Source organism: Xylophilus sp. PBN-3R (assembly GCF_057747805.1).
Genome location: NZ_CM173225.1, coordinates 177,851 through 202,883, shown reverse-complemented (window position 1 = coordinate 202,883; position 25,033 = coordinate 177,851). Strand labels below are relative to the sequence as shown.

Here is a 25,033-nt window from a genome sequence, read left to right as displayed (position 1 = left end):
CTAACTAATTTAAATTGGTAGAAACCCCATGACCAGATCCGCCGACACCAGGAACCGCGCTGCCTCGCTGATGGCGCTGACCACCCTGCTGGCCGTGCTCCAGCGCGGCTACCGCGCCGCGGCCGACAAGGCGGTGGCCCATGTCGGTGTGTCTCAGGCGATGGCCTGGCCGCTGGTGATGATCGGCCGCATGGGCGACGGTGTTCGGGCCGGCGCGCTGGCCGAGTTGCTGAACATCGAGGGCGCGTCGCTGGTGCGCCCGCTCGACCAGCTGGTCGATGCCGGCCTGGTCGAACGCCGCGAAGAAACGTCGGACCGCCGCGCCAAGGGCCTCTACATGACCGCTGCGGGGCAAGAGGCCACCAGCAAGATCGAGAAGGCGCTCCATGTGTTGCGCGCCGACCTGTTCGAGGGTGTGGAAGACGGCGACCTGGCCGCCTGCCTGCGGGTGCTCGCGGTGCTCGAATCTCGCGTCGGCAAGGGAGCCGCATCGGCATGAACGCGACTATGCTGCCGCCCTTCCTGCGCTTCAACCGCGCGGAATGGCTGTTTTCGGTCAAGGCTTTCACCGCCGCGATGCTGGCCATGTACATCGCCAGCCGGGCCGGCCTGCCGCGCCCTTTCTGGGCGATGACGGCCGCGTATATCGTGGCCAATCCGCTGGCCGGCGCAACCCGGTCCAAGGCTTTGTTCCGCTTCCTGGGCACGTTGCTGGGTTGCACCGCCACCCTGTTCATCGTGCCGGCACTGGCCAACTCCCCCGAACTGCTGTCGCTGTGCCTGTGCCTGTGGCTCGGCCTCTGCCTTTTCATGTCGCTGCTCGACCGCACGCCGCGTTCGTACGTCTTCATGCTGGCGGGCTACACCGCCTGCCTGATCGGGTTCCCTTCGGTGGAAGCGCCGACGCGGCTGTTCGACACCGCCAGCGCCCGGGTGACCGAAATCGGCCTGGGCATCATCTGTGCGAGCGTGGTCCACAGCATCGTGCTGCCCGTGGGCCTGGGACCGACCCTGATCTCGATGCTGGACCGCGCCACCGGCGACGCCCGCCGCTGGCTGGCCGACCTGCTGGGTGCCGGCGCGGCCGACCGGCGACAGGCGCTGGCGGTGGACCGGCGCCGGCTGGCGCTGGACATCACGCAGTTGCGCATTCTTTCCACCCACATCCCCTTCGACACCAGCCATGTGCGCTGGACTGCCGGCGCCATCCGCGAGATGCAGGACAGGATCGCCGCTTTGACGCCCATCCTGTCGTCGGTGGAGGATCGGCTGAATGCCATGGAACAGGCCGAAGGCGGCCTGCCGCCGGACGTGATCGCGGTGCTGGCGCAGGCGTCCGAATGGCTGGAAGCCGGCGGCGATCCGGCCGGGCTGCCGGCCCTGCGCACCGCCACCAATGCACTGGCAGAGGCGGCCGGGGCCGTACCGGCGCAACCCGCACCCTGGGTCCGCGCCTTGCGCATCGACCTGGCCATCCGCCTGGACGACCTGTTCGCGGGCTGGCGCGCCTGCGCCGCGTTGCGCCGTGACATCGAGGCCGGCCTGGCCGGCAGCGCCGCACCGCTGCGCCGGTCGGCCGCACTCGGCCGGCGGGTGCTGCACCGCGATGCCGGCATGGCACTGCTGTCGGCCTTCGCGGCCATCGTGGCGGTCGGCCTTTGCTGCGTTTTCTGGATCGCCACCGGCTGGCCCAGCGGTTCGGTCGCGGCCATGATGGCCGGCGTCTTCTGCAGCTTCTTCGCGACCATGGACGACCCGGTGCCGGCGATCCACGGCTTTTTGATCGCCACGCTGTGGTCGATCCCCATCGCTGCGATCTACGTGCTGGTCGGGCTTCCGCTGATCCACGACTTCGGCATGCTGGTGCTGCTGTGCGCACCGGTCTTCCTGGTGCTGGGCTGTTATGCCAGCCGGCCGGCCAGCATGCTGCTCGGCCTGGGAATGATCATGGGCATATCGGGATCGCTGGCGCTGCACGACACCGCCACCGCCGACATCGCCACCTTCCTCAACACCAACCTGGCGCAGATCGTCGGCATCGTGGTGGCCGCGCGGGTCACCCGGCTGATCCGCTCGGTGGGCGCCGACTGGACCGCCGAACGCATCCGCCGCGCGACCTGGGTCGACCTGGCAGGCATGGCGCAGGCGCGGCGCGGCGAGGTTCGGCGCGACGCCTATGCGGCCCGCATGCTCGACCGCCTGTCGCTGCTGGCGCCGCGGGTGGCGCAGGGAGCCTCGGCGCCGGATTCGCCGCGCACCCAGCGCGCCTTGCGCGACCTGCGGGTGGGCGACGACATCGCCCTGCTGCAGCAGGTGCGTACCCGGCTGCCGCACGCCAGCATCGCCGGGCTGCTGACGGGCGTGGGCGGCATCTTTCGCGAACGCATCGCCGGGCGTGACGATGACATGGGCGCCGCCCCCGCCACCGTGCCGCCTCTGCTCGCCGAACTCGACCGCATGCTGGGCGCCGCCCTGCGGGAAACGGGCGATGCGGCCGGCGACCCGCGCAAGGCGGTTTCCTCCCTGGTCGGCCTGCGCCGCAACCTGTTTCCGCAAGCGCCCGCCGCGCTTGTTTCCGCTATTTCCGGAGTGACGAATCCATGATCGGCGAAGCCAGCTTCTATGGCCTCTATCTGCCCTGGCTGATGCTGCTGTGCGGCGTGGCGCTGGGCGTCAACTGGCTGCTGCGGCGGCTGCTCGCCGCGGCCGGCGTCTATCGCTGGGTTTGGCATCCGGCGCTGTTCGACCTGGGTCTTTTCGTCCTGCTGCTGTACGGCCTGGTGCGGCTTACCGCCCCAGCCGTCGCCCCCTTGTGAAGTTTGAAATTCTAGAAGTACCGAGACCGCGATGACCGCCCCCGCAAACTCCCGCCCCTTCCTGCAAACCTGGCTGACCCGGCTCGCCCGGGTGGCCCTCACCGTGATCGTCGTGCTGGCCGCCGTCTGGGCTGCATTGCAACTGTGGGACCACTACGAACTCGCCCCCTGGACCCGCGACGGCCGGGTGCGCGCCAACGTGGTCCAGATCGCACCGGATGTCGCCGGGCTGGTCACCTCGGTCCCCATCCAGGACAACCAGGCAGTGAAGGCCGGCGCCCTGCTTTTCGAGGTGGACCACGCCCGCTACGGCCTGGCGGTGCGGCAGGCCGAAGTCAACATCGGCGCGCTGAAAGTGGCGGTTTCGCAGGCGCAACGCGAGAACGCCCGCAACGTCGACCTCGGCAACCTGGTGTCGCAGGAAGTGCGCGAACAGACCCGTGTGCGGGTGGATGTCGCCCAGGCCAACCTGACGCAGGCGCTGGTCACGCTCGACGGCGCGAAACTGAACCTGGAACGTGCCTCGGTGCACGCACCCATCGACGGCCGCATCACCAACCTGGACCTGCGCCAGGGCAGCTATGCCGCCGCCGGCCATCCAGTGCTGGCGCTGGTCGACACCGCTTCGGTCTACGTCGAAGGCTACTTCGAGGAAACCAAGCTGCCACGCATCCACATCGGCGACCGGGTTCGGGTCAAACCGATGGGCGGCAGCGACCTCATGGGCACGGTCGAAAGCATCGCCGCCGGCATCGCCGACCATGACCGCAGCACCAGCAGCAACCTGCTGCCGAGCGTGAACCCGACCTTCAACTGGGTTCGGCTGGCGCAGCGCATCCCGGTGCGGGTGAAACTCGACCCGCTGCCGGCCGACACACGCCTGGTCGCCGGCCAGACGGTTACCGTGGCAGTGCTGGAGGCCGGCGGGCATCCCGCCATCGAGAAAGTGGTGACGCCATGAAAACCGCCGTAATCGGCACCCTGGCCCTGGCGATGCTGATGGCCGGCTGCACCACCCCGCCGGTAGGGCCGCACTACCGGGCACCGCCGGTACTGGCACCCGAACACGCCTCGTCGGCAGGTCGTTTCATATCGGCCGAAACGACCACCGCATCGGCCGACCCGCTGCCCGCGCACTGGTGGCGGCTGTACCGGAACCCCGAACTCGACACCCTGGTGCAACGGGCGCTGGACCACAACACCGACCTGCGCCAGGCGGTCGCCAACCTCGAACGCGAACAAGCGGTCGACGACGAGGTGCGTGGCGCCCAATACCCGACGGCAAGCGTCAGCGGCGGCCCGGCCTTCGGGCACAAGTCGGGCATCGACCTGGTGAAGCCGGGCTACGAACCGCCGAGCACCTTCAACTACGGTGTGTCCGCCGGGCTGTCCTACCAGCTCGACCTTTTCGGCCAGATCCGGCGCGCCATCGAGGCGTCGGAAGCCGGCACCGCATCGGCCCAGGCCGCCGTCGACCTGGTGAAGGTGAATGTCGCAGCCGGCACCGCTCATGCCTATGCCGACGTCTGCTCCAGCGGCCTGCGACTGCAGAGCGCCAACACCTCGGTGCGACTGCAGCAGGAAACCGTCGAGCTGTCGGACCGGCTGCAGAAGGCCGGCCGGGTCGGCGCCATCGATGCCGCCCGGGCGCGTGGCCAGCTGGAACAGCTGCGAGCCTCGCTGCCGCCGCTGCAGGCCCTGCGCCAGAGTGCGCTTTTCAGGCTGTCCACCCTGACCGGATCGCCGCCGCGCGAGTTTCCGCCAGAGGTCGCCGACTGCGCCACACCGCCGCGCGTGGCCGGTGCCATCCCGGTCGGCGACGGCGCCGCGCTGCTGCGCCGGCGGCCCGACGTGCGGCAGGCTGAACGCAACATCGCCGCAGCGACGGCCCGTATCGGCGTGGCCACTGCCGACCTGTACCCCAAGGTATCGCTGGGCATCAGCGCTGTCAGCGCCGGGAAGATGAAGGACTTCGGCGGCTCGGACACCTTCAACTACAGCCTCGGTCCCTTGATCTCCTGGACCATTCCGAACACCGGCGCGGCCCATGCCCGCATCCGCGAGGCGGAAGCAGGTACCCGCGCCGCGGTGGCAAAGTTCGACGGCGTGGTGCTGACCGCATTGCGCGAGACCGAGACCGCACTCACCGTCTACGCCCGTGAGCTCGACCGACGCGCCGCTCTGCAGGCAGCGCGCGACCAGACTTCCATCGTGGCAGGGCAGGCGCGCCAGCTGTATCTGAACGGCCGGACCGGTTCCCTGGAAGCACTGGATGCGCAGCGCGTCCTGGCCGCCAGCGAAGCTGCCCTGGCCGCTTCCGACGCGCAGCTTGCCGACGACCAGATCAACCTGTTCATGGCACTGGGAGGCGGCTGGGAAAGCGGCCCTGAAAGCGGCCCGGAAAGCGCAGGGACGCCTTAAATGCTGCCGAGTCGCTTGGCGTTGGCTACGGCCCGTCGGCTGATCGGCTCCAGGCCCTTGCCCAGCACCGAGATGGAAGCATTGCTCCATTGGCGTTCCATCGAGCGATAGCTGGGCGCCTTCCAGCCCGTGGGCGTGAAGAACGCCTTCATCATCTGCAGCATCGCCTGTTGCTGCACCTGCATCACCTGGCCGGCCATGGCAATCCAGGATTCCTGGAAGGCAGCGAATTTCTCATCGCTCATCAGCTTGAATTCGGCTTGGTCGATCTTGGATGGTGACAAGCCCGCCAACGCCATTCGGGCCATGCGGTGCGCCACCACCTGCGGTACGGCGAAGGCCAGTTCGGCGGTCTGGGAAGCCAGCGAGCCACCGCGGCGGAGAGTGTGGACGGACATCGTGTTCCCCTGAAGATTTGGTAGAAACCCGATGATGCGCCCGCCCCGCCACAGCTACGTCGGACGGCCGGGTCGCCGTCCGTAGGCTGATGGGCTTATTCGGCACCTTCCAGCAGCTGCAACTTGTCGGGCACGTCGTGCCAGTCGCCATGGTCGGGCAGCGGCGGCTTGCGGCGCCGGATGGGTGTCCAGCGAGGGTCGCGCGCCAGTCGGGCATTGATCTCGATGAAAGGTCGCTGCGCCTCGGTGGCCTCCGCCGCATTGACGATGGCGCCTACCGGGCATTCGCCCACGCATACCGAACAGTCGATACAGCCGTCGGGGTCGATGGCCAGGAAGTTGGGTCCCTCGACAAAACAGTCCATCGGGCAGACTTCGACGCAGTCGGTGTATTTGCAGCGGATGCAGGGCTCGGTCACGATGAAAGGCATGGGGCGCGAAGCTTAGCCGCCACGTCGCGGTTCGTGGCCCGCTTCGCCCAGCTTCCAGTACGCGGCGGCGGTGATCGCGTAACGGTCGTGGCCTTTTTCCTCGACCAGCACCGAACGCAGCAGAGCCGATGCATGGCCTTCGCCGGCACACCAGGCATAGCCGTCACCGGCCGGCAGCGTCAGGGCGCGGACGGCGGCGACCAGCGCGTCGTTGCCGTCGACCCAGGTCACGTCCAGGTCGGCCCGGCTGCTCAGCGTCCTGCGGTCTTCGATCTGCGGCACCGCGATGACGGCGATGGCGCGGCAACCCGCGGGCAGTTCTTCCAGCCGGCGGGCGATGGCCGGCAGGGCGGTAGCGTCGCCTGCCAGGAGGTGCCAGGCGAAGTCGGTCGGCACCACGGTCGAGCCGCGCGGGCCGGCGATGGTGGCCGTCTGGCCGACCTGCGCCCGCTCGGCCCAGGTGGCGGCGGGCCCGTCGCCATGGCGCACGAACTCGAGCACCAGTTCGTTGGCCGCCGGGTCGTAATGGCGCGGGGTGTAGTCGCGCATGGCCTGCGTGCCGGTGCCCGGATCGGTGATGAACTTCAGGTGATCGTCGAACGATGCGCTGACAAAACCGGCCAGTTCGGGGCCGCCGAGGGTGACCCGGCGGAAGCTCGGGCTGATGTCCTCGACGTTCAGCACCTGCAACTGGCGGCGCACGATCTCGTGGCGCACACGCTGCACCCGGCGCGGCGACGGAAAGGATTCGGATTCGGGAAGGGAAGCCATGATGAAAGTGGTGGCGTGTTGCCGCCATGTAGTTGACAATGTCATCCATAATGACCAAAGCAATTGATATTGTCAACCATTCCGGCGATGATGTGCTCGACCTCGTGCACACCGTGATGCACCAGGTGCGGTCCCTGCAGTACCGGCATTTGCGCGACGGACCGCACGACATCACGCACATGGACAGCCGGGTGCTCGGCTATTTCGGCCGTCATCCCGGAGCCACGCAGAGCGACTTGGCAGCCCACAGCGGGCGCGACAAGGCACAGCTGGCGCGGCTTGTGAAGGGCCTGCGCGACCGTGGGCTGCTGGCCGCGACCGCCGACGAGGAAGACCGCCGCAACGTGCGCCTGGCCCTGACCGCCGACGGCGAGGCGTTGCATGCATCGTTGCGCGAACGCGCTCTTCAGCTGGGCGGCGATGCGGTGGCTGGTTTCAGCACGGCCGAGCGTGAACAGCTGGCGCGCCTGCTGCGCAAGGTGCAGGCCAATCTCGACACGCAGGGCTGACCCGCCTTGTGACCGGCGTCACATGCCGGTCACGGGCAACGCAGAACATGGCGGGCCAACCGAAGAAAGCCAGCCGATGTCCCTGCAAGAAACCTCCGCCAACCAGGATATGTTGCGCCGCATGTCGCGCGACCTGGTGGACAGCTACGACGAAGAGCTGGAACTGGAATTCGACGACCGCGTGCTGGACGGCGACGTCGGCGACAAGGCTGCACGCCAGGCGTATTTCCGCGAGCTGTTCCGCCTGCAGGGCGAACTGGTCAAGTTGCAGGACTGGGTACAGAACACCGGCCAGAAGGTCGTGATCCTGTTCGAGGGACGCGATGCAGCCGGCAAGGGCGGTGTCATCAAACGCATCACCCAGCGGCTGAACCCGCGTGTGGCCCGCGTGGCGGCGCTGCCGGCACCCAACGACCGCGAACGCACGCAATGGTATTTCCAGCGTTATGTCGCGCATCTCCCGGCGGCCGGCGAGATGGTGCTGTTCGACCGCAGCTGGTACAACCGTGCCGGGGTCGAGCGGGTCATGGGTTTCTGCGACGACGCCGAATACGAGGAATTCTTCCGCACCGTGCCCGACTTCGAGCGCATGCTGGTGCGTTCTGGCATCAAGCTGGTGAAGTACTGGTTCTCGATCACCGACGAAGAGCAGCATCTGCGTTTCCTGGGCCGCATCCACGACCCGCTGAAGCAGTGGAAACTGAGTCCGATGGACCTCGAAAGCCGCCGCCGCTGGGAGGCCTACACCAAGGCCAAGGAAACCATGCTCGAACGCACCCACATCACCGAAGCGCCCTGGTGGCTGGTGCCGGCCGACGACAAGAAGAAGGCGCGGCTGAACTGCATTTCGCACCTGCTGGGCCAGATGCCCTACCACGCGGTGGAACACGCGCCGGTCGAACTGCCGGCCCGGGTGCGCAATCCGGATTACCTGCGCCATCCGCCGGCGGCTTCGATGATCGTGCCGCAGACCTACTGAGGACGCCGCTTCGAGGAAGCCCCGCTAAACGGTATAAACTGTTTATATCGTTTAAGGAGTTTCCATGGATCCCGTCATCGTCGAGAAGACCCAGGCTGCCGCACCGGCGGCCACCGCAATTCCAGCCAAGACCGCAGCCCCTGCGAAGGCATCACCGGCAAGGAAAACAGCTCCGGCCAAGGCTCCCTTTGCGGCGAAGACGGTCGCCAGGCCGGTCGCAAAAGCCGGTGCCGGGCCTGTCGAAAAAGCCGCGAAGGCGGTGAAGGCGCCGAAGGCAGAAAAGAGCGAGAAGATCGAAAAAGCTGAAAAGACGGCCAAGCCCGCCAAAGCCGAGAAACTGGTGCGTGACAGCTTCACCATCCCGCGCGCCGAATACTCGCTGCTGCAGGAACTCAAGGCACGCGCCGCCGCCCTGGGCCAGCCGGCCAAGAAGAGCGAAGTGCTGCGCGCCGGCATCCAGGCCCTGAAGGCGCTGAACGACAAGGCGCTGCTGACGATGCTGGCCCAGGTGCCCATCATCAAGACCGGGCGACCGTCGCGCGACTGAGCCGCGTTCGGGAAAGGTGTCACGAAGCTGAAAGAAGGCGCTGATACAACGGGCGCCGGGTAAGGCTTTTTCGTCAAAAATTGTCAGCCTTCGCCTACAGTTTTCCAGTACGAAGCAGAATACCGCCTTGGTGGCAAGAGTCTGCCAGCAGGACACATTCTCTTGAACAGTTTCGACAACACCCTCTTCCTCTGGCTGAACGCCGGTCCCTCTCCACATGTCGCGATGCTGTATTTCGCGACCTTCATGTCAGACGTCGCACCCAACCTGGCTGGCATCGGTCTGCTGGTCGCTGCGGTGGTCGGCGGTCCGGCAGCACGCAGGACGGTCGTGCGCTGCCTGCTGGGCATGATGCTTTCGTGGATGGTCGTGTCGGCACTGCGCCGCGGCTTCCCGATGCCACGCCCGGCCGCCCTGAAGATGGGCTGGCAGTGGATGCAGCACAGCAGCAGCTCGGGTTTCCCCAGCCACCATGCTGCCGGCGCACTCGCCTGCTGGGCCGGGCTGGCCATCTCGCCGGGATTGCGGGTGCGCCCGTCCTTGGGACTGATCGGCCTGGTGCTGGCACTGGCCATCGCCTGGAGCCGCATCTACCTGGGTGTGCATTTCCCGCGTGACGTGGTGGTCGGTGCGGCCATCGGCTGGGTATCGGCAGTCGGCGTGGCCGCCATGGCCGACCGCCTCACCTGGCTGCTGCGCCGCCGCCGCGTGATGGGCCAGCGCAACCGCCGCCTGCTGGCGGCGGCATGAAAAAACCGCCCGGCCTTGCGGCGCGGGCGGTCTGGTCAAAACCGGTCAGCCGGTTCAGTCGGCGTACACGCCGGCAGCCTTGATGATCGGCGTCCACTTGGCGATCTCGGCGGCGACGAATTTCTTGTGTTCTTCCGGCTCGATACGTTTATCGGTGGCCACCACGGCGCCCAGACCTTCCTCGTTCTTCACGAACGCGGGATCCTTCAACGCGACCTTCAGTGCGTCGTTGAGCTTCTTGACGACTGCCGCCGGAGTGCCCTTGGGGGCATACAGGCCGTGCCAGATGGTCACTTCGAAGTTGGCAACGCCCACTTCCTGCATGGTCGGCAGGTCCTTCAGTCCGGGCGTGGTCAGGCGCTTGGCAGTGGTGACGGCATAGGCCTTGACCTTCTTGCCCTCGATCTGCTGGCTGGTGTTGGTGGTCTGGTCGCACAGCAGGTCGACCTGGTTGCCCATCAGGTCGGCGATGGCGGGGGCAGCGCCCTTGTACGGCACGCCGGTCAGTTCGGTCTTGATGGCGCTCTGGAACAGCAGGCCGCACAGGTGCGAAGCCGAACCGATGCCGGCGTTGGCCAGGTTGATCGTCGCCTTGTTGGCGGCAATGTAGCTGGTCAGTTCCTTGTAGGTGTTGGCAGGCAGGGAAGGCTTGCCGATGAGGGTCATGGGCACGTCGTTGATCACGCCCAGGTAGGCGAAGTCGTTCTCGACGCTGAAAGGCAGCTTGCGGTACAGGCCGGGCATGGTGGCCATGCCGATGTGGTTCAGCAGCAGGGTGTAGCCATCCGGATTGGCACGGGCCACCTTGGCGGTGCCGATGGAACTGCCGGCGCCGGCGGTGTTGTCCACGACGATGGTGACGCCGCCCAGCGGCTTGATCAGCGCCTGGGCCAGGTCACGGGCCACGCGGTCGGTCGGGCCGCCGGCGGTGAAGGGCACCACGATGGTGATGGTGCGGCCGGCGGCCGGGAATTCCTGGGCCTGGGCACCGACAGACACCAGTGCGGTCACCGCGGCGATGGCGGAAATGGAGAAAAGCTTTTGCATGGAAAGGGTTCCTCGCGCGCGGCAAGAGAGGTGGAAAGGACGTGCAAATGGGCGCCGATGATATTCATATGCTTATCGTCTCAAGGAGGGTGTAAACACCTAATTTGGATATGCACCGAGACGATGCAGGCATCGGTTACAGGGGAAGTGATCGCCACCTCTAGCATGGGTCGTCAGCTTTCTGAAAGGATTCAACCATGGCCCGCGCAACTGCTTCCCCCAAAACCGGCCGCAAGGCCTCAGCCGTCAAGGACTCTGCGGAGGTCCGCACGCTGGTCGACAGCCAGCGCAAGGTGCAACGCGCCCAGGTACGGCGCGACGCCGCGTCGTCCGGCACTGCTGCGGCCAGCAAGCCGCTGCAGGCCGGACTCACGAAACAACCGGAAGCACCGCTGCCGGCCCGCCGGCTGTCCAAGCCCGGCCGCGAGGCGGACATGGCCCTGCGGCCACGTTTCACCGCGCCCGGTTATCTCGGCAGCGGCAAGCTGGAGGGCATGGGCGCCGTCATCACCGGCGGCGATTCCGGCATCGGCCGCGCGGTGGCGGTGCTGTTCGCACGGGAAGGCGCAGACGTGGCGATCGTCTACCTGAACGAGCATGCCGACGCCGAGGAAACCGCCCGCCACGTCGAGGCCGAGGGCCGTCGCTGCGTGCTGATTCCCGGCGACGTGAAGAGCGCCGCCTTCTGCAAGCGGGCGGTCGCCAGGGCGGTGAAGGCTTTCGGCCGGCTCGACGTGCTGGTCAACAACGCGGCCTTCCAGTCGCATGCCGACGACATCGGGGACATCAGCGAAAAGCAGTTGGACCTGACGCTGCGCACCAATGTGCACGGCTATTTCCACATGGTCCAGGCAGCCCTGCCGCACCTGGGCAAGAACGCCAGCATCATCAACACGGGTTCGACCACCGGTCTGAAGGGCAGCGCCAACCTGCTGGACTATTCCGCCACCAAGGGCGCCATCCACGCCTTCACCAAGGCACTGGCGTCGAACCTGATCAAGCGCGGTATCAGAGTGAACGCAGTTGCGCCGGGCCCGGTATGGACACCGCTGAACCCGGCCGACAAGAAGCCGGCGGACGTGAAGAAGTTCGGCAAGGAGACCGATATCGGCAGGGTCGCACAGCCGGAAGAGCTGGCGCCGGCCTATGTGTTCCTGGCGGCTCCGGCCTGTTCGAGCTACATCACCGGGATCGTGCTGCCCGTGACCGGCAGCGTCGGCGCGATCTGAGACCGCGGGACGGCCCTGCGGCGCCCGAGCTCAGTTCGCGGGCCAGTCGGCCATCGGCTCGCCCAGCCGCACCGCGCCGGCCGGCACCCAGCCGGGCTCGAACTGCAGGCCGGCCTGCGGGAACAGCAGCACCACGGTGGAGCCCAGCATGAAACGGCCCATCTCCTGGCCCTTCTTCAGGCTGACTTCGCCGTCGGCGTAGTTCCAGGTCTTGACCTCGGTGCCGCGCGGCGGGTTGACGGTGCCGTGCCATACGGTGGCCATGCTGCCGACGATGGTGGCGCCGACCAGCGCCAGCACGAACGGGCCGGAGGGTCCGTCGAACAAGCACACCACCCGCTCGTTGCGGGCGAACAGCCCCGGCACGCCGCGCGCCGTGACGGGGTTCACCGAAAATAGGTCGCCGGGCACATAGACCATGCGGCGCAGCATGCCGTCGCAGGGCATGTGGATGCGGTGGTAGTCACGCGGGCTGAGGTAGATGGTGGCGAAGTGGCCGTTCTCGAAACGTTTGGCCAGCACTTCGTCACCGCCAACCAGCGCGGTGGTCGAGTAGCGATGCCCCTTCGCCTGGAAGATCTGGTCGTGGCTGATGGCGCCGAACTGGCTGATGGCGCCGTCGACCGGGCTCACCAGGTCGGCCGATGCGATGGGGCGCACGCCGTCGCGCAGGGCGCGGGTGAAGAATTCGTTGAAGCTGGCGTAGTGCGACGGATTCGGGTCGGCGGCCTCGGACATGTCCACGCCGTACTTGCGGATGAACCAGCGGATCAGCCGTGTGGTGCGGGCGCCGCCCTGGTCTCCGGCCACACGGCCGGCGAAACGGGTCAGGGCCTTCTTGGGCAGCGCGTATTGCGGCAGGACGGGCAGGCGTGGGTGCAAGGGCAAGAATCCGGTTGATGCTGCGACCACCGCTGCTGGGAACGGCGGCAATGGCCGGGATTCTATGCGCCGCCCTGCTCGCCCGCCATGCGTTCCAGTCGGTGCACCGCCCGGTCGATCTGCTCGGCCATGCTGTCGCAGCGCATGCGCATTTCCATCCGCAGGGTGTGAACCGCGTCTCCGCTGCTCGCGGCCTGTTCGGCCAGGCGTTGATCGAGCCATACCAGTTCGAGTCTCAGGTCGACCAGCAGCGAACCGAAGCTGTCGCGTAATTCGGCAGCCACTCGGGCCGGCGGCCCCTGCGTTGGCAAGGAGGGAGTGGAAACATGCGGGGGCGCGGGCATGCCGTGATATAGCAACCGCTGTGCCTGAGAGCGCTTTCAGTCAAGGGTTGAAGCGACTGTTACGTTTCACTCAGAGCGCCTGGGCCGCGACCTCTTCAATGAGCAGGGCCAGTTGCGCGGCGGCGGCATCGATCACCGCGCGGCCTTTTTCCGGCGACGCGGCGGCTGCATTGCCGACCGCTCCATCTGCGTTGTAGTCCTGCATGGCCCACGAAAGCTTGGCGCTGCGACCGTCCGCCAACAGGGTGTACCTGCCGGCCCGGGCCTCGGAGGCGGATGCGAAATCGCGGGCGGCCGACATGTCGACCAGATCCGGGCGCAAGGCCAGCACCATCGAGGTTTCGGTGTCGCCAGCATGGATGCCGTAGCGGTGTTCGCGCGGGGGAAACAAAGCGGCCACGGCCGGCGGCTGCGGCAGGGAGAACCAGCTGGACGACCACACCGTCAGCCCCAGCCGGGCGCGCAGGTCGCGGCCGACGATGTCCATCACGCCGACCTGCCCGCCGTGGCCGTTGAGCAGCAGCAGATGGCGCACGCCGGTGCGGGCGACCGCCTCGCCGATCTCGGTCCAGATCCGGATCAGGGTCTCGGAGCTGAAGGTCAGCGTGCCGGCAAAGGCTGTGTGTTCGGGGCTGAAACCGACGGCCTGGATGGGCAGCACCAGAACGGGCAGCTCCGCCGGCAGCTGTTCGAGCGCCTGCGCCAGCACCGCTTCGAGCAGCAGCGTGTCCACCCCCAACGGCAGGTGCGGGCCGTGCTGTTCGATGGCCGCAACCGGGAGCACCGCCACGGTTCGCTGCAGCATGCCGTCCTGCGCCAGGCGCTGGAAGTCCGTGGTCTTCAGGTCTTGCCAGTAGCGACTGGGGAGGGGCTGTGCGTTCATCGCGGCGATCTTATCTTTCAGGCGCCCGGCCCCAGGTGCCATTCCTCGCCCTTGAAAGCAGACTTCAGTGAATCGACAAAAACCTGGATGGCCCGCGAGCTTTGGCGGTGCTGCGGGTAGACCGCATAGATGGTGATCGGTGGCGGCGTGAACCCGGTGAGCACCGGCACCAGCAGGCCGCGCTCCAGCGCGTCGCCCAGGATGAAACGCGGCAACATGACGATGCCCATGCCCTGCAGCGCCGAAGCCAGCGCCATTTCGCCGTTGTTGGCCAGCAGCCGCCCGGTCAGCGAGACATGGTGCGGCCGACCGTCCACCACGAACCCCCAGTCGACGCTGCGGGTGTGGCCGTACAGCAGGCAGTCGTGGCCGCAGAGGTCGTCCGGTGCCTCGGGCGTGCCCCGGGCCTCGAAGTAATCCGGGCTGCCGCACACCACCAGGCGCGTCTGACCGATGGCGCGGGCCACCAGGGAAGAATCCGGCAGCACGCCGATGCGCAGCGCCATGTCGAAACCCTCGCCGATGATGTCGACCATGCGGTCGTTCAGCGAGACCTCCAGCCGCATGTGCGGATGGGTTGCCAGGAACCGGCCCACCACCGGCCCCAGGTGCAGGGTGCCGAAGGACATGGGCGCCGATATGCGCAGCACTCCGCGCGGAGGGCCGCCCAGGTTGCTGACCAGGCCCTCCGCGTCGGCCACGTCCTCGACGATCTTCACCGCCCGTTCGTAATAGGCCCGGCCCAGGTCGGTCACGCTCAGCCGGCGTGTGGTGCGCAGCAGCAGGCGCACGCCGAGACGTTCTTCCAGCGCACCCACCCGACGGCTGACGAATTGTTTGGAAAGCCCCAGCCGCGCAGAGGCCGGTGTGAAACCGCCGGCGTCCACCGTGGCCACGAAGATCTTCATGTCGTCGAGTGCATCCATGCGGCGGATTGTCTCCAATCCGTTGACGATCTTATTCAGATCAGGTGGTTTATCTCTTCGCCTCCGGACAATAAAGTTCATCCATCGCCAGCCCGGCACCGCACCAGAATGACCGCCATGAACAACACCCGCACCCTCTACGCCCGCAACGCTTTCGCCGCCGCAGCCGTCGCCTTCATCGGCACCGTTTCCGCCGTGCCCGCGACGGCACAGGAAGCAGGCCGCAGCCAGATCCAGGCAGCGGCCGCCAAGGCGTCCAGCACCCTGAGCCGCGCCGAAGTGCGTGAAGACACCATCCGCGCCATCCGCAACGGCCAGGCCAACACCGTGGTCGGCGACAGCGACGGCTCGTCGTCCAAGGCCCAGTAAATCCACCCGCCCTGCCTGAACCCTCATCGGAAAACACCATGACCGCCGCCGCCCTCCCCGCACTCCTCCAGCAGAACGGCCCCCTGCTGGTGCTGGGTGTGACGGTGGCCGCGCGCATCGGCGTGCCGGTTCCGGCATCGGCGCTGTTGATGGCCGCCGGCGCGATGGCCGCCGCCGGCCACTGGTCGCCGGCCTTCGTGGTGTTGCTGGTGGCACTGTCGGTGCTGGCCAATGTGCTGGGTGACGGTGTGTGGTTCTGGGCCGGTCGCCGCCACGGCGCCCGTGTCATGAAACTGGTATGCGGCGGCAAGGCGGACGACCGTTGCGCCGAACGCGGTGCCCGCACCATGAACCGCTGGGGCGCCGGCGCACTGCTGGCTGCCAAGTTCGTGCCGGGTGTGTCGACGGTGGCGCCGCCGATGGCCGGCGCGATGGGCATGACACTCAAACGTTTCGTAGTGGCCGAGGTGGTGTCCGGGCTGGTCTGGACGCTGGCATTCATGGGCCTGGGCGCCATCTTCGGCAAGGAAGTCGAAGCCTTGCTGAAGAGGCTTTCCGCCATCGACCCGTCCACTGGCGCGATGGTGCTGCTGGCCCTGGCCGTGGCCGGCGGGCTGGTGTGGGGCTGGAGCCGCCGTCGCCGCAGCGCGGTGTTGGCATCGCAGGCGTTCGGCTCCTGATCCACCGAACAGGTTCTGACACGGCCGGCAGAGGCCTCCCGAAAAATGGCGGCATGACAATCGCCGCCCCAGCCGCCGAGAACCCCGCCGACGACATTCCTGCGCGCCTCGACCGCCTTCCGTGGTCCCGCTGGCACTGGCGTGTCGTCATCGCCCTCGGCGTGGCCTGGGTGCTGGACGGGCTGGAAGTCACTTTGGTCGGCTCGATCGGCTCGGTGCTGGAGCGCGGCGACACGCTGGGCCTGAGCGCTGCTCAGGTCGGCGCTTCGGGCTCGCTCTACATTGGCGGCGCGGTGGCCGGCGCATTGGTCTTCGGTCGGCTGGCCGACCGGCTGGGTCGCAAACGCCTGTTTATCCTCACGCTGCTGGTCTACACCGCGGCCACCCTGGCGACCGCGTTGTCGCCCGGTTTCGCGTTTTTTGCGGTGTGCCGCTTCCTGACCGGGCTGGGCATCGGCGGGGAATATGCGGCGATCAACTCGGCCATCGACGAACTGATTCCGGCCAGGGTCCGCGGCCGGGTCAACCTGGCGATCAACGGCAGCTTCTGGCTGGGCGCTGCACTCGGCGCGGGCCTGGCGCTGGTCCTGCTCGACCCGCGTGTGCTGGGGCCGGTGCTCGGCTGGCGGGTCGGTTTCGGGCTGGGCGCGGTGCTGGCGGTGGCCGTGCTGCTGGTGCGCCGCGATGTGCCGGAAAGCCCGCGCTGGCTGGCTGCCCACGGCCGGCTTGACGAAGCACGGGCCATCCTGGATCGGATCGAGGCCGAGGTGTCCCGCGAAACGGGGCCGCTGGCAAAAATGCCGGCGGGCGCTGCGCCCTCCGGCACCGCCTCGCCCACCTTCCGGCAGGTCGCCCACACACTGCTGCACCGCTATCGCCGCCGGAGCGTGGTGGCGCTGGCCCTCATGGTGTCGCAGGCGTTTTTCTACAACGCCATCTTCTTCACCTATTCGCTGGTGCTGACCCGCTTCCACCATGTCCCGGAAGGCCGGGTGGCGCTCTACATCTTCCCGTTCGCGCTGGGCAATGTGCTGGGGCCGTTGTTGCTGGGCCCGCTGTTCGACAGCTGGGGACGACGCCGCATGATCGGGCTGACCTATGTGTTGTCGGGCCTGGGGCTGGCGCTGACGGGCTGGGCCTTCATGGCCGGTTACCTGAATGCGACGACCCAGGCGCTGGCCTGGTCGGGTGTGTTCTTCCTGGCATCGGCTGCCGCCAGCTCGGCCTATCTCACGGTGAGCGAAGTGTTTCCGTTGCAGATGCGGGCGCTGGCGATCTCGCTCTTCTATGCCGTCGGCACCGGTGCCGGCGGCTTCGCCGCGCCGTGGATTTTCGGCCTGCTGATCGAGACCGGCAACCGGGGCGCCGTCGCCGTCGGTTATGCAGTGGGCGCGGCCATGGCGATGGCAGCCGGTTTGCTGGCCTGGCGCTACGGCGTGGATGCCGAACGCAAGTCGCTGGAAGAGATTTCCGGCCCGGCGACCTGAGCTAAAGCAGCGCGGTGCCGGAAATGCAGTCGGCCACGTCGCCGCCGACCCACAACTGGCCGTCAGCGTCGCGTTCGATGAACACCCGGCCGGCGCGGCCCAGGCATTCGCCCTGGCTTGCGACATAACTCGGCGGCACCAGGCCATCGGCGATCAGCCATTGCGCCAGGCTGGCATTGAGGCTGCCGGTGACCGGGTCTTCGGTCACGCCGATGGGGGCTGCGAAAGCACGCACGGTGAGCATGTCGGCCGCGGTATCCGCCGGCACATGGGCCACTCCGACCTTCACGCCCAGCTGTTTGAGCCGTGCGTGGTCGGGTTCCAGCGCCAGCACGGTGCTGCGGCTGTCGACCACCAGCCCGAGCCACACCGGGCCGTTGTCCAGCAGCTGGGCCACGCTGATCTGCTGTGGTGCCAGGCCCAGCGCTCGGGCCACCTGCGCCAGCTGCGAGGGCGCGGGGGCACTGCGACGGCATTCGGGTGCGGCAAACGCCAGCCGGCCGCCGGTATTGCGGATACGCACCGGCCCGGCGCCGCACTCCTGCAAGATGCAGCGCGGGTTGCGGGCCTTGCCGCCCGCCGTCAGCCAGCTATGGCAGGTGCCCAGCGTCGGATGCCCGGCGAAAGGCAGTTCGCCGCCCGGCGTGAAGATGCGCACCCGGTAGTCGCAGTCGGGCCGGGTGGGCGGCAGGACGAAGGTGGTTTCGGACAGGTTGGTCCAGCGCGCGAAACGCTGCAGGGCCGCGTCGTCCAGGCCGGTGCCGTCGAGCACCACCGCCAGCGGATTGCCCCAGCCGGCCTGGTCGGTGAAGACATCGACCTGGCGAAACGCACGCTGGCGGGTGGCGACCATCGGCTCAGCTCAGCGTGATGTCGAGAATGCCGCGCGCGCCCGGCCGGTCGGCCAGTTGCCGGAACCAGCGTTCGAGGTCCGGCCAGCTGCTGCGTTCGAAGGGCAGCGCGAACCAGCGATGGATTTCGCAGGCCACCGGAATGTCGGCCATGGTGAATTCGTCGCCGGTCAGGTAGGCACGGGTGGCCAGATGGCTGTCGAGCAGTGCCAGCAGCGGCTCCATCGCAAGGATCGATTCGGCGATGACCGAGTCGTCGCGCTGTTCGGCCGGCGTGCGGAAAAGCTGCAGGAAGGCATGCCTGCCGGCTGCGTTGAGTGTGGTCTGCTGCCAGTCCATCCAGCGCTCGGCGTCGAAGCGCGCAGGCAACGGCTCGGGGTAGAGCAGGCCCGGCGAGTACCGGGCGCACAGGTAACGCACGATGACGTTGGATTCCCAGAGCCGCACCTCGCCGTCTTCCAGCAGCGGAACCAGGCCGTTCGGGTTGCGTTCCAGGAAGTCGGACTCGCGCACCAGGCCGAACTGGCCACCGGCGTCGGTACGTTGCATCGGCTGCTCGAGCTCCTGCACCGCCCATACCACCTTGCGCACGTTGATGGAGGACATGCGTCCCCAGAGATGCAGCATGGCGTCGGTCCTCAGGCTTCGGCCAGCGCGGCTTCGCGCTCGGCGCGCGGCAGGGCGTCGAGCGCCTCGCGCACCGCGGCAGCCAGCGCGGCGACGCCGCGGTCGATCTGCTCGGTGGTGGCCGTCACGAAGGACAGGCGCAGGGTGCGGCTGTCGGAATGGCCGGCGTAGAAAGGTTCGCCCGGCACGAAGGCCACGCCCTTTTCGACCGCACGCGGCAACAGCGCGGTGGCCGACAGGCCGGCCGGCAGCCGGGCCCACAGGAACATGCCGCCCGCCGGGCTGTTCCACTGCGCGCCCAGGCCCTGCATCTCCCGCGACAGCGCGGCCAGCATGGCATCGCGTTTGCCCTTGTAAAGCGCGCGGATGGTGGGCACGTGGCGGTCCAGGAAGCCGTCTTTCAGCACTTCGGCGACCACCCGCTGGTTGAAGCTCGGGCTGTGCAGGTCGGCGGCCTGCTTGGCCATCGTCAGGCGGTAGTGGATGTCGGTCGGAGCGACCAGGAAACCCAGGCGCAGGCCGGGCGCCAGCACCTTGGAGAACGAACCCATGTACAGGCAGTTTTCGGGTGTGCGGGCCGACATCGGCAGCGGCGGAGGCGCGTCGAACCAGAGTTCGCCGTACGGGTTGTCTTCGAGGATGGGCACGCCGGCACGCTGGGCGGCTTCGGACACCGCCGCGCGGCGGGCCTCGTCCATGGTGCGGCCGGTGGGGTTCTGGAAGTTGGGCAAGGCATAGAGGAAACGGGCACCCGGCGCCTTGGCCACCAGGTCGTCGACGATCACGCCGTGGTCGTCGCAGTCGACGCTCACCACGTTCGGCTCCATCGGCTGGAAGGCCTGAAGCGCGCCGAGGTAGGTGGGCGACTCGACCAGGATGTTGCTGCCCGGATCGATCAGCACCTTGGCGGCCAGGTCCAGCCCCTGCTGCGAGCCGGTGGTGATCAGCACGTTGGCCGGGTCGACCTTCCAGGGCAGCGAAGCCGCAACGGCTTCGCGCAGCGCGGGCAGGCCTTCGGTGGTGGCGTATTGCAGCGAGCTGCGGGCGTCGGACGAGGTGAGCACCTTGTCGCAGGCCGCGGCGAAGGCGTCGACCGGGAAGGCTTCGGGCGACGGCAGGCCGCCGGCGAAACTGATGATGCCGGGCCGCTCGGTCAGTTTGAGCAGGTCGCGGATCGCGGAAGACGTCATCTTGCGGGTACGTGCCGCCAGGGTCCAGGTCATCGGGAAATCCTCAGGAATACGGGGTGCGGCCAGCGTTTTCTTGGCTGGCCGTGACAGGGGCTCTACTTTAAAGTGAGCGACCATCACAGTACCAGTACAGATCGCCCGACAAACGCCAGAACTGTGTCGATTGCGCGATTGGCACAGGAGGGGGTTACCCTATAGGGCTCTGCGGGCCGCCTCGACGCCCCGCCCACCCTGCCCGTCTCAGGGCCGAACACCCTCCGTGAACAAAGAATCCAACACCGCCCACGCGGCATCTTCCGCCGTGCCGCACGCCCCTGCCGACGCGCACGAACCCAGCGCCGAAGCGCTCGCCGCCCAGGTCCGCGAACTCAACGCACTGCTGGCCAGGACCCAGGCCACCCTGGTCAAGACCGACACCGCCGTCGCCTTCAGCGTGAAGGGCAGCGTCAGCGTGGCCGGCCACACCGTCGAATACGCGCTCATACCGGTCGGCGGAGTCCTGTCGCAGCTGAGCCGCTGGGTCAAACTGGCACCGTACAAACAGGTGGCGCTGCTGGCCAGCCGCCTGGACGAGCGTACTGCGCAGGACTTCGAACGCGAGGTCACCACCTTCGTCATGAATGCGCTGCGCCGCGCCGCCGACATCGGCGTGGATACCGGCGCCTACTGCTGGGACGCACTTACGCGGCCCCGCGAACGCGCCGACATCGCCTTCCAGCTGGCGATGGACCGCATCGACGCCCGCGCGGTCGAAAAGAAGGCCGAGCTGGCCGCCGACCGAACCCGCCAGTCGATCAACCTGGCGCAGTTTCCGGACACCTTCCGCACCGCCGCCGGCATGCGCCGCAAGATCATCGCGCTGCTCGGCCCGACCAATTCCGGCAAGACCCACGAAGCCATGCTGGCGCTGCAGAGCGCCAAGTCGGGCGTCTACCTGGCACCGCTGCGGCTGCTGGCGCTCGAGAATTACGAACGCATGCGCAGCGTGCAGGTGCCGGTGAACCTGATCACCGGCGAAGAACGCCGCATGCAGCCGGGCGCCACCCACGTGGCGAGCACCGTCGAGATGCTGGATACCCAGACGCAGGTCGAGGTCGCCGTCATCGACGAGATCCAGATGCTGGGCGACACCGACCGCGGCGCCGCCTGGACCGCCGCTGTCTGCGGCGTGCCGGCCAGCACCATCTACCTGGTGGGCTCGGCGTCGGCCCGCGCCGCCATCGAATCGCTGGCCAAACGCCTGGGCTGCGAATGCGAAGTGCGCGAACTGCAACGCAAGTCCAAGCTGGCGATGGGCGAGAAGCCGCTCGAATCGCTGCGCCAGCTGAAAGCCGGCGACGCGGTCATCGCCTTCTCGCGCCGCGAGGTGCTGCAACTGGCCGAGCAGGTGTCGCAGGCCGGTTTTTCGGTAGCCACCATCTACGGCAACCTGTCGCCCGAAGTGCGCCAGGCGCAGGCCGAGGCCTTCCGCTGCGGCCAGGCGCAGGTACTGGTGGCCACCGACGCCATCGGCATGGGCCTGAACCTGCCGATCTCGCGCGTGATCTTCACCACCGACAGCAAGTACGACGGCGTGGAGGAAGGACCCATCCCGGCCTGGCTGGTGCAGCAGATCGGCGGCCGCGCCGGCCGTTTCGGCATGGCCGAGACCGGCACCGTGCTGGGCCTGGGCGGGCCGGTGCACAAAGGTATCCGCAAGCAGTTGTCGGCGCCGCTGGAACCCATTCCGCGCACCGGTTTCTATGTCGCGCCGTCGCAGGAACACCTGAAGCAGATCGCCCTGGTGACCGGCGAACAGCGGTTGTTCGAACTGCTCACCCTGTTCCGCCGCAACATCGACGTGAACGACGTGTTCTTCGTGCCGACCTCGCTGACGGAGCAGTTGGACCGGGCCAAGTGGCTGGACGGCATGAAGATGTCGCTCGACGAGCGTTTCCACTTTTCGCTGGTGCCTCTGTCGACCCGGCTGCCGAAGTTCCAGGATCAGCTCTGGGGTTGGGCGAAAGGCGTCGAAACGAAAAAACCTTCGCGTATCCAAGCCGTTGGATTGCGCCAGGGCCGCAGTTCGCTGCAGGACGCCGAAGACGCCTGCAAGATCTATTCGGCCTACGCCTGGCTGGCCTACCGCATGCCCGAATCCTTCCCGGAAGGCCCGGCCGCGGTCGAGATGGCCATCGAGGCTTCGCTGCTGGTCAACCAGATGCTCAAGCAGCAGAATATCAGCAAGGCCCGCTCGGCCGGCCAGCAGGGCCACCGAGGCAAACGCGGCCTGACCGCGACACGTTGAGACCGCTGGCGCTCAAAGCGTCCTGAGCGCCTCGACCGCCGCCAGCACGGTGGCGGTCTGTGTGTCATGGGCCAGCCGGAAGGGCTCGCCGTAGACGGTTTCATCCGGATATTCGGTGATGAGTGTCATGGGCGCGCCCGGCCGGTCGACCTCGCTGACGGTGCAGGCGGTGCCGTGGATGATCTCGAAGCCGAGTTCACCGGCGTGCTTGCGATAGACCGCCCGCTGCCTTTCGTTGAACGCCATCAGTTCGGGCATTTCGCTCAGCGCAAAACACACCTGGTCCAGCAGCTTTCGGGCTTTCTCGCCCCAGCCGGCGTGGTGCCGCACGATCAGGAAGAAGCCCTTCGGCACGGTCCAGAGGTCGAAGCCGCGCGGGATGTAGCCGGACATCGGCCGGGTCCATTCATGCGCCGGATAACCGTGCAGGTTGATGTGCAGCGTGGCACCCGTCAGCGCCAGCGCCTGGTGCCGCGCCTCGCGTTCGTAGAAAGGCGCCGCTTCGCGGAACTCCAGGTCGTCGCCCAGCGCGGTGTAGCGGGCCGCGTGGTGCATGTGTCGCGGCGCGTGTTCGCACAACTCGTGGTGCAGCGCATGGCCGTCGGGGTTCTCGAGGGGGATCAGCGCGAAATGGCTGCCGGGCCGGGCGGCCAGCGCCTCGGTCGCCCGCAACACACCCACCACACCCGACGTCTCGTTGGCATGCTGGCCGCCGCTGATGATGACCGCCGGATCCGAACCCCGGCGGTACACGCCCAGCACCGTACGGCCCTGCCGGCTGGCGGCCTGGAAACGTTGTCCGTCGATGCGTTCGAAGGCCTGTGCGATGCGTTCGGCGGACAACGGCGCAAGGGCCTGGGCCAGCGGCTCGGCGCCGGTGGAAGGCAGCAACGCCGGCACCGCCGCATAGGGCCGCGTCGACACCCGCAGGTGCACCGTGCCGTCGCTGCCGCGAACGTCCGGCACGATCTGCCCGGGCTGCAGCCGGCGGTCGCCCGTGGGGCGGCCGCTGCGCCGCTGAAAGACTTCCAGCAGCGAGAAATACAGGTCTTCGTGCAGTGCCTCGTGGCTGTCGATCCAGCCGGTTTCAGCGTCCGGATGGTGCTGGATGCCGGGCATCTCGACCTGCAGGTCGAGGCGCTCGAAATACGGCTCGGCAGTCGGCCATTCGTGCTGCTGCACGCAGTCGACGATGCGCCGGAAGACCTCCTGGTAGTCGGAATCCCGCGGCAGGTCCTGCAGCCAGGCGGTGGGTGACAGCAAGGTCTCGCCGATGGGGTCCAGGTGCAGGTGGTTGGGCGCGAACACATGGTCGCTGCGGTGCCGGCCGTCGAGCCATTCGAGCTCGACTTCGTAGATGGCTTTTTCGGTAGGCAGCGGCTGCGGCAGCAGCGAGAACTCGACGCCCGCGAGCATGTCAGCGAGCGGGTAGGCTTCCAGCGCAAAACGCCGCGGCGAGGCCTTGGGATGCAGCGGATAACGCACCGTCGCCCGCTTCAGGCCCGGCATGTCGACCTGTTCCAGGAAATGGAACACCAGCGGTTTGTAGGCACTGAAGAAACGCGCCTTGACGCCCGCTTCGGCCAGCCGTCGTTCGGCTGCGCGGCGGGCCGCCGGCCCTTCGAACAACCAGCCTTCGACCGTGCCGTGCGGGCGATGCGCCAGCAGTTCGGCCACCCAGGTGTCGAGGGTGCGCGGGAGAGTCAGTTCAAGCAGGATGTTCATGGTCGCCCCAGGGGATCGAGCCGGTCGCGCAGCCAGTCGCCCAGCAGGTTCAGGCCGAGCACGGTCAGCATGATGGCCAGGCCGGGAATCACGCTCACCCACCAGGCGGTCTGCAGGTAGGTGCGGCCGTCGGCCAGCATGCCACCCCAGCTGGGAGTTTGCGGATCCACGCCCAGGCCGAGGAAGGTCAGGCTGCTTTCCAGCAGGATATTTTCCGCAACGTTCAAGGTCATGAGGATGACCACCGGCCCCAGCACGTTGGGCACGATGTGGTGGCGGATCATGGAGAAGTCGCGCACGCCGAAGGCCCGCGCCGCCTGCACGAATTCACGCTCGCGCAGCGACAGCACCAGGCCGCGCACCAGACGGGCGTATTGCACCCACTGCGACAGCACCATGAACAGGATGATGTTGCCGATGCCGCCGCCCAGGATCGAGATGAAGGTCAGCGCGATCAGGATGAAGGGCAGGGCCAGTTGCACATCGACGCAGCGCATCAGGAACATGTCCCAGAAACCGCGATAGAAACCGGCGATCAGGCCAACGGCCACACCGACGATGACCGATCCGGCGACCGACACGAAACCCACGAACAAGGAGATGCGGCCGCCCAGCAGCACCCGTTCCAGCACGTCGCGGCCCAGCGGATCGGTGCCCATCGGATGGGCCCACTGGGTCAGCGGCGGCACCAGGCGGGCGGCCAGGTCCATGCGGGTGCCCTGGTCGGGAAAGATCAGCGGCGACAGCAGCGCCAGCAGGATCATGGTGAGGGTGAGCAGCACGCCGACGACGAATTCGAGCGAGCGCAGATGGCGCCAGCGCAGCGAGCGCGGCGTGGCGGAAACGACAGGAGTGGCGACGTTGGACATGAGGAAGTACGCCGA

At 67.6% G+C, this 25,033-nt stretch carries 27 protein-coding genes; 14 read left to right on the top strand and 13 right to left on the bottom strand.

Going from position 1 to position 25,033, the window contains the following annotated elements; genetic code table 11:
• The first annotated feature begins 28 nt into the window (after positions 1-28).
• Genes AC3ANW_RS01015 through AC3ANW_RS00995 form a run of 5 tightly spaced genes read left to right on the top strand, consistent with a single transcriptional unit; the run spans position 29 to position 5,237 of the window.
• Positions 29-499, top strand: a complete 471-nt coding sequence (locus AC3ANW_RS01015; protein WP_488343355.1) for a MarR family winged helix-turn-helix transcriptional regulator — start codon at positions 29-31, stop codon at positions 497-499.
• A complete protein-coding gene (locus tag AC3ANW_RS01010) occupies positions 496-2,604 on the top strand; it encodes an FUSC family protein (RefSeq protein ID WP_488343354.1) in 2,109 nt (702 codons plus the stop codon). The genes AC3ANW_RS01015 and AC3ANW_RS01010 overlap by 4 nt, the downstream gene beginning before the upstream one ends.
• Complete coding sequence (locus AC3ANW_RS01005; protein ID WP_488343353.1) at positions 2,601-2,816, top strand: DUF1656 domain-containing protein; 216 nt, start codon at positions 2,601-2,603, stop codon at positions 2,814-2,816. Before AC3ANW_RS01010 ends, AC3ANW_RS01005 begins: the two co-directional genes overlap by 4 nt.
• 31 nt (positions 2,817-2,847) lie before the next feature.
• Complete coding sequence (locus AC3ANW_RS01000; RefSeq protein ID WP_488343352.1) at positions 2,848-3,777, top strand: efflux RND transporter periplasmic adaptor subunit; 930 nt, start codon at positions 2,848-2,850, stop codon at positions 3,775-3,777.
• The gene (locus AC3ANW_RS00995; protein WP_488343351.1) at positions 3,774-5,237 is read left to right on the top strand and encodes a TolC family protein; all 1,464 of its coding nucleotides are present in this window, start codon (positions 3,774-3,776) and stop codon (positions 5,235-5,237) included. Before AC3ANW_RS01000 ends, AC3ANW_RS00995 begins: the two co-directional genes overlap by 4 nt.
• Here the strand turns inward: AC3ANW_RS00995 and AC3ANW_RS00990 are convergent.
• From AC3ANW_RS00990 to AC3ANW_RS00980, 3 genes are all read right to left on the bottom strand, one after another.
• Positions 5,234-5,635 carry a polyhydroxyalkanoate granule-associated phasin gene (locus AC3ANW_RS00990; protein WP_488343350.1) on the bottom strand — a complete coding sequence of 134 codons (402 nt, stop codon included), beginning with the start codon at positions 5,633-5,635 and terminating at the stop codon, positions 5,234-5,236. The genes AC3ANW_RS00995 and AC3ANW_RS00990 overlap by 4 nt on opposite strands.
• Positions 5,636-5,730: 95 nt before the next feature.
• The gene (gene fdxA / locus AC3ANW_RS00985) at positions 5,731-6,066 is read right to left on the bottom strand and encodes a ferredoxin FdxA (RefSeq protein ID WP_488343349.1); all 336 of its coding nucleotides are present in this window, start codon (positions 6,064-6,066) and stop codon (positions 5,731-5,733) included.
• 12 nt (positions 6,067-6,078) lie between these two features.
• Complete coding sequence (locus tag AC3ANW_RS00980) at positions 6,079-6,837, bottom strand: siderophore-interacting protein (protein WP_488343348.1); 759 nt, start codon at positions 6,835-6,837, stop codon at positions 6,079-6,081.
• 50 nt (positions 6,838-6,887) lie between these two features.
• Here AC3ANW_RS00980 and AC3ANW_RS00975 point away from each other — a divergent pair, with 50 nt between their 5' ends.
• The 4 genes from AC3ANW_RS00975 to AC3ANW_RS00960 all read left to right on the top strand — a co-directional run bounded on the left by AC3ANW_RS00975 (position 6,888) and on the right by AC3ANW_RS00960 (position 9,622).
• Positions 6,888-7,346 (top strand): MarR family winged helix-turn-helix transcriptional regulator, encoded by a 459-nt coding sequence (locus tag AC3ANW_RS00975; RefSeq protein WP_488343347.1) that lies wholly within the window; start codon positions 6,888-6,890, stop codon positions 7,344-7,346.
• A 76-nt stretch (positions 7,347-7,422) separates the two neighbouring features.
• Positions 7,423-8,325 carry a polyphosphate kinase 2 gene (gene ppk2 / locus AC3ANW_RS00970; RefSeq protein WP_488343346.1) on the top strand — a complete coding sequence of 301 codons (903 nt, stop codon included), beginning with the start codon at positions 7,423-7,425 and terminating at the stop codon, positions 8,323-8,325.
• A 64-nt stretch (positions 8,326-8,389) separates the two neighbouring features.
• A complete protein-coding gene (locus AC3ANW_RS00965; protein WP_488343345.1) occupies positions 8,390-8,872 on the top strand; it encodes a hypothetical protein in 483 nt (160 codons plus the stop codon).
• Positions 8,873-9,034: 162 nt separating this feature from the next.
• On the top strand, positions 9,035-9,622 hold the full coding sequence (locus AC3ANW_RS00960; RefSeq protein ID WP_488343344.1) for a phosphatase PAP2 family protein: 588 nt from the start codon (positions 9,035-9,037) through the stop codon (positions 9,620-9,622).
• Positions 9,623-9,676: 54 nt separating this feature from the next.
• On the opposite strand, the gene AC3ANW_RS00955 is transcribed toward AC3ANW_RS00960, so the two are convergent.
• A complete protein-coding gene (locus AC3ANW_RS00955; protein ID WP_488343343.1) occupies positions 9,677-10,669 on the bottom strand; it encodes a tripartite tricarboxylate transporter substrate-binding protein in 993 nt (330 codons plus the stop codon).
• Between the two features lie 197 nt (positions 10,670-10,866).
• Between AC3ANW_RS00955 and AC3ANW_RS00950 the strand changes: the two genes are divergently transcribed.
• A complete protein-coding gene (locus AC3ANW_RS00950) occupies positions 10,867-11,898 on the top strand; it encodes an SDR family oxidoreductase (RefSeq protein WP_488343342.1) in 1,032 nt (343 codons plus the stop codon).
• Positions 11,899-11,928: 30 nt separating this feature from the next.
• On the opposite strand, the gene asd is transcribed toward AC3ANW_RS00950, so the two are convergent.
• The 4 genes from asd to AC3ANW_RS00930 all read right to left on the bottom strand — a co-directional run bounded on the left by asd (position 11,929) and on the right by AC3ANW_RS00930 (position 14,933).
• Positions 11,929-12,780, bottom strand: coding sequence for an archaetidylserine decarboxylase (gene asd, locus AC3ANW_RS00945; RefSeq protein ID WP_488343341.1), 852 nt, complete (start codon positions 12,778-12,780; stop codon positions 11,929-11,931).
• A gap of 62 nt (positions 12,781-12,842) precedes the next feature.
• Positions 12,843-13,064 carry a hypothetical protein gene (locus AC3ANW_RS00940; RefSeq protein ID WP_488343340.1) on the bottom strand — a complete coding sequence of 74 codons (222 nt, stop codon included), beginning with the start codon at positions 13,062-13,064 and terminating at the stop codon, positions 12,843-12,845.
• A gap of 130 nt (positions 13,065-13,194) precedes the next feature.
• Complete coding sequence (locus AC3ANW_RS00935) at positions 13,195-14,007, bottom strand: creatininase family protein (protein WP_488343339.1); 813 nt, start codon at positions 14,005-14,007, stop codon at positions 13,195-13,197.
• Between the two features lie 17 nt (positions 14,008-14,024).
• Positions 14,025-14,933: a LysR family transcriptional regulator gene (locus AC3ANW_RS00930; protein WP_488343338.1), complete on the bottom strand. Its 909-nt coding sequence runs from the start codon at positions 14,931-14,933 to the stop codon at positions 14,025-14,027.
• Positions 14,934-15,050: 117 nt separating this feature from the next.
• On the opposite strand from AC3ANW_RS00930, the gene AC3ANW_RS00925 reads away from it, so the two are divergent.
• The 3 genes from AC3ANW_RS00925 to AC3ANW_RS00915 are packed head-to-tail and all read left to right on the top strand — an operon-like array spanning position 15,051 to position 17,469.
• Complete coding sequence (locus AC3ANW_RS00925; RefSeq protein WP_488343337.1) at positions 15,051-15,302, top strand: hypothetical protein; 252 nt, start codon at positions 15,051-15,053, stop codon at positions 15,300-15,302.
• Positions 15,303-15,340: 38 nt separating this feature from the next.
• Positions 15,341-15,982 (top strand): DedA family protein, encoded by a 642-nt coding sequence (locus AC3ANW_RS00920; RefSeq protein WP_488343336.1) that lies wholly within the window; start codon positions 15,341-15,343, stop codon positions 15,980-15,982.
• Positions 15,983-16,035: 53 nt separating this feature from the next.
• Positions 16,036-17,469 carry an MFS transporter gene (locus AC3ANW_RS00915; RefSeq protein ID WP_488343335.1) on the top strand — a complete coding sequence of 478 codons (1,434 nt, stop codon included), beginning with the start codon at positions 16,036-16,038 and terminating at the stop codon, positions 17,467-17,469.
• A 1-nt stretch (position 17,470) separates the two neighbouring features.
• Here AC3ANW_RS00915 and AC3ANW_RS00910 read toward each other — a convergent pair whose 3' ends face one another.
• From AC3ANW_RS00910 to AC3ANW_RS00900, 3 genes are read right to left on the bottom strand one after another with little or no spacing between them, the layout of a single operon-like run.
• Positions 17,471-18,322 carry a PhzF family phenazine biosynthesis protein gene (locus tag AC3ANW_RS00910; RefSeq protein ID WP_488343334.1) on the bottom strand — a complete coding sequence of 284 codons (852 nt, stop codon included), beginning with the start codon at positions 18,320-18,322 and terminating at the stop codon, positions 17,471-17,473.
• A gap of 4 nt (positions 18,323-18,326) precedes the next feature.
• Positions 18,327-18,947: a glutathione S-transferase family protein gene (locus AC3ANW_RS00905; RefSeq protein ID WP_488343333.1), complete on the bottom strand. Its 621-nt coding sequence runs from the start codon at positions 18,945-18,947 to the stop codon at positions 18,327-18,329.
• Between the two features lie 11 nt (positions 18,948-18,958).
• Positions 18,959-20,170 carry an aminotransferase-like domain-containing protein gene (locus AC3ANW_RS00900; protein ID WP_488343332.1) on the bottom strand — a complete coding sequence of 404 codons (1,212 nt, stop codon included), beginning with the start codon at positions 20,168-20,170 and terminating at the stop codon, positions 18,959-18,961.
• Positions 20,171-20,396: 226 nt separating this feature from the next.
• Between AC3ANW_RS00900 and AC3ANW_RS00895 the strand changes: the two genes are divergently transcribed.
• On the top strand, positions 20,397-22,424 hold the full coding sequence (locus tag AC3ANW_RS00895; protein WP_488343331.1) for a helicase-related protein: 2,028 nt from the start codon (positions 20,397-20,399) through the stop codon (positions 22,422-22,424).
• 12 nt (positions 22,425-22,436) lie between these two features.
• On the opposite strand, the gene AC3ANW_RS00890 is transcribed toward AC3ANW_RS00895, so the two are convergent.
• Together AC3ANW_RS00890 and AC3ANW_RS00885 are read right to left on the bottom strand one after the other, a co-directional pair.
• On the bottom strand, positions 22,437-24,149 hold the full coding sequence (locus tag AC3ANW_RS00890) for a M14 family metallopeptidase (protein ID WP_488343330.1): 1,713 nt from the start codon (positions 24,147-24,149) through the stop codon (positions 22,437-22,439).
• A complete protein-coding gene (locus AC3ANW_RS00885; RefSeq protein WP_488343329.1) occupies positions 24,146-25,018 on the bottom strand; it encodes an ABC transporter permease in 873 nt (290 codons plus the stop codon). The genes AC3ANW_RS00890 and AC3ANW_RS00885 overlap by 4 nt, the downstream gene beginning before the upstream one ends.
• Positions 25,019-25,033 lie beyond the last annotated feature (15 nt).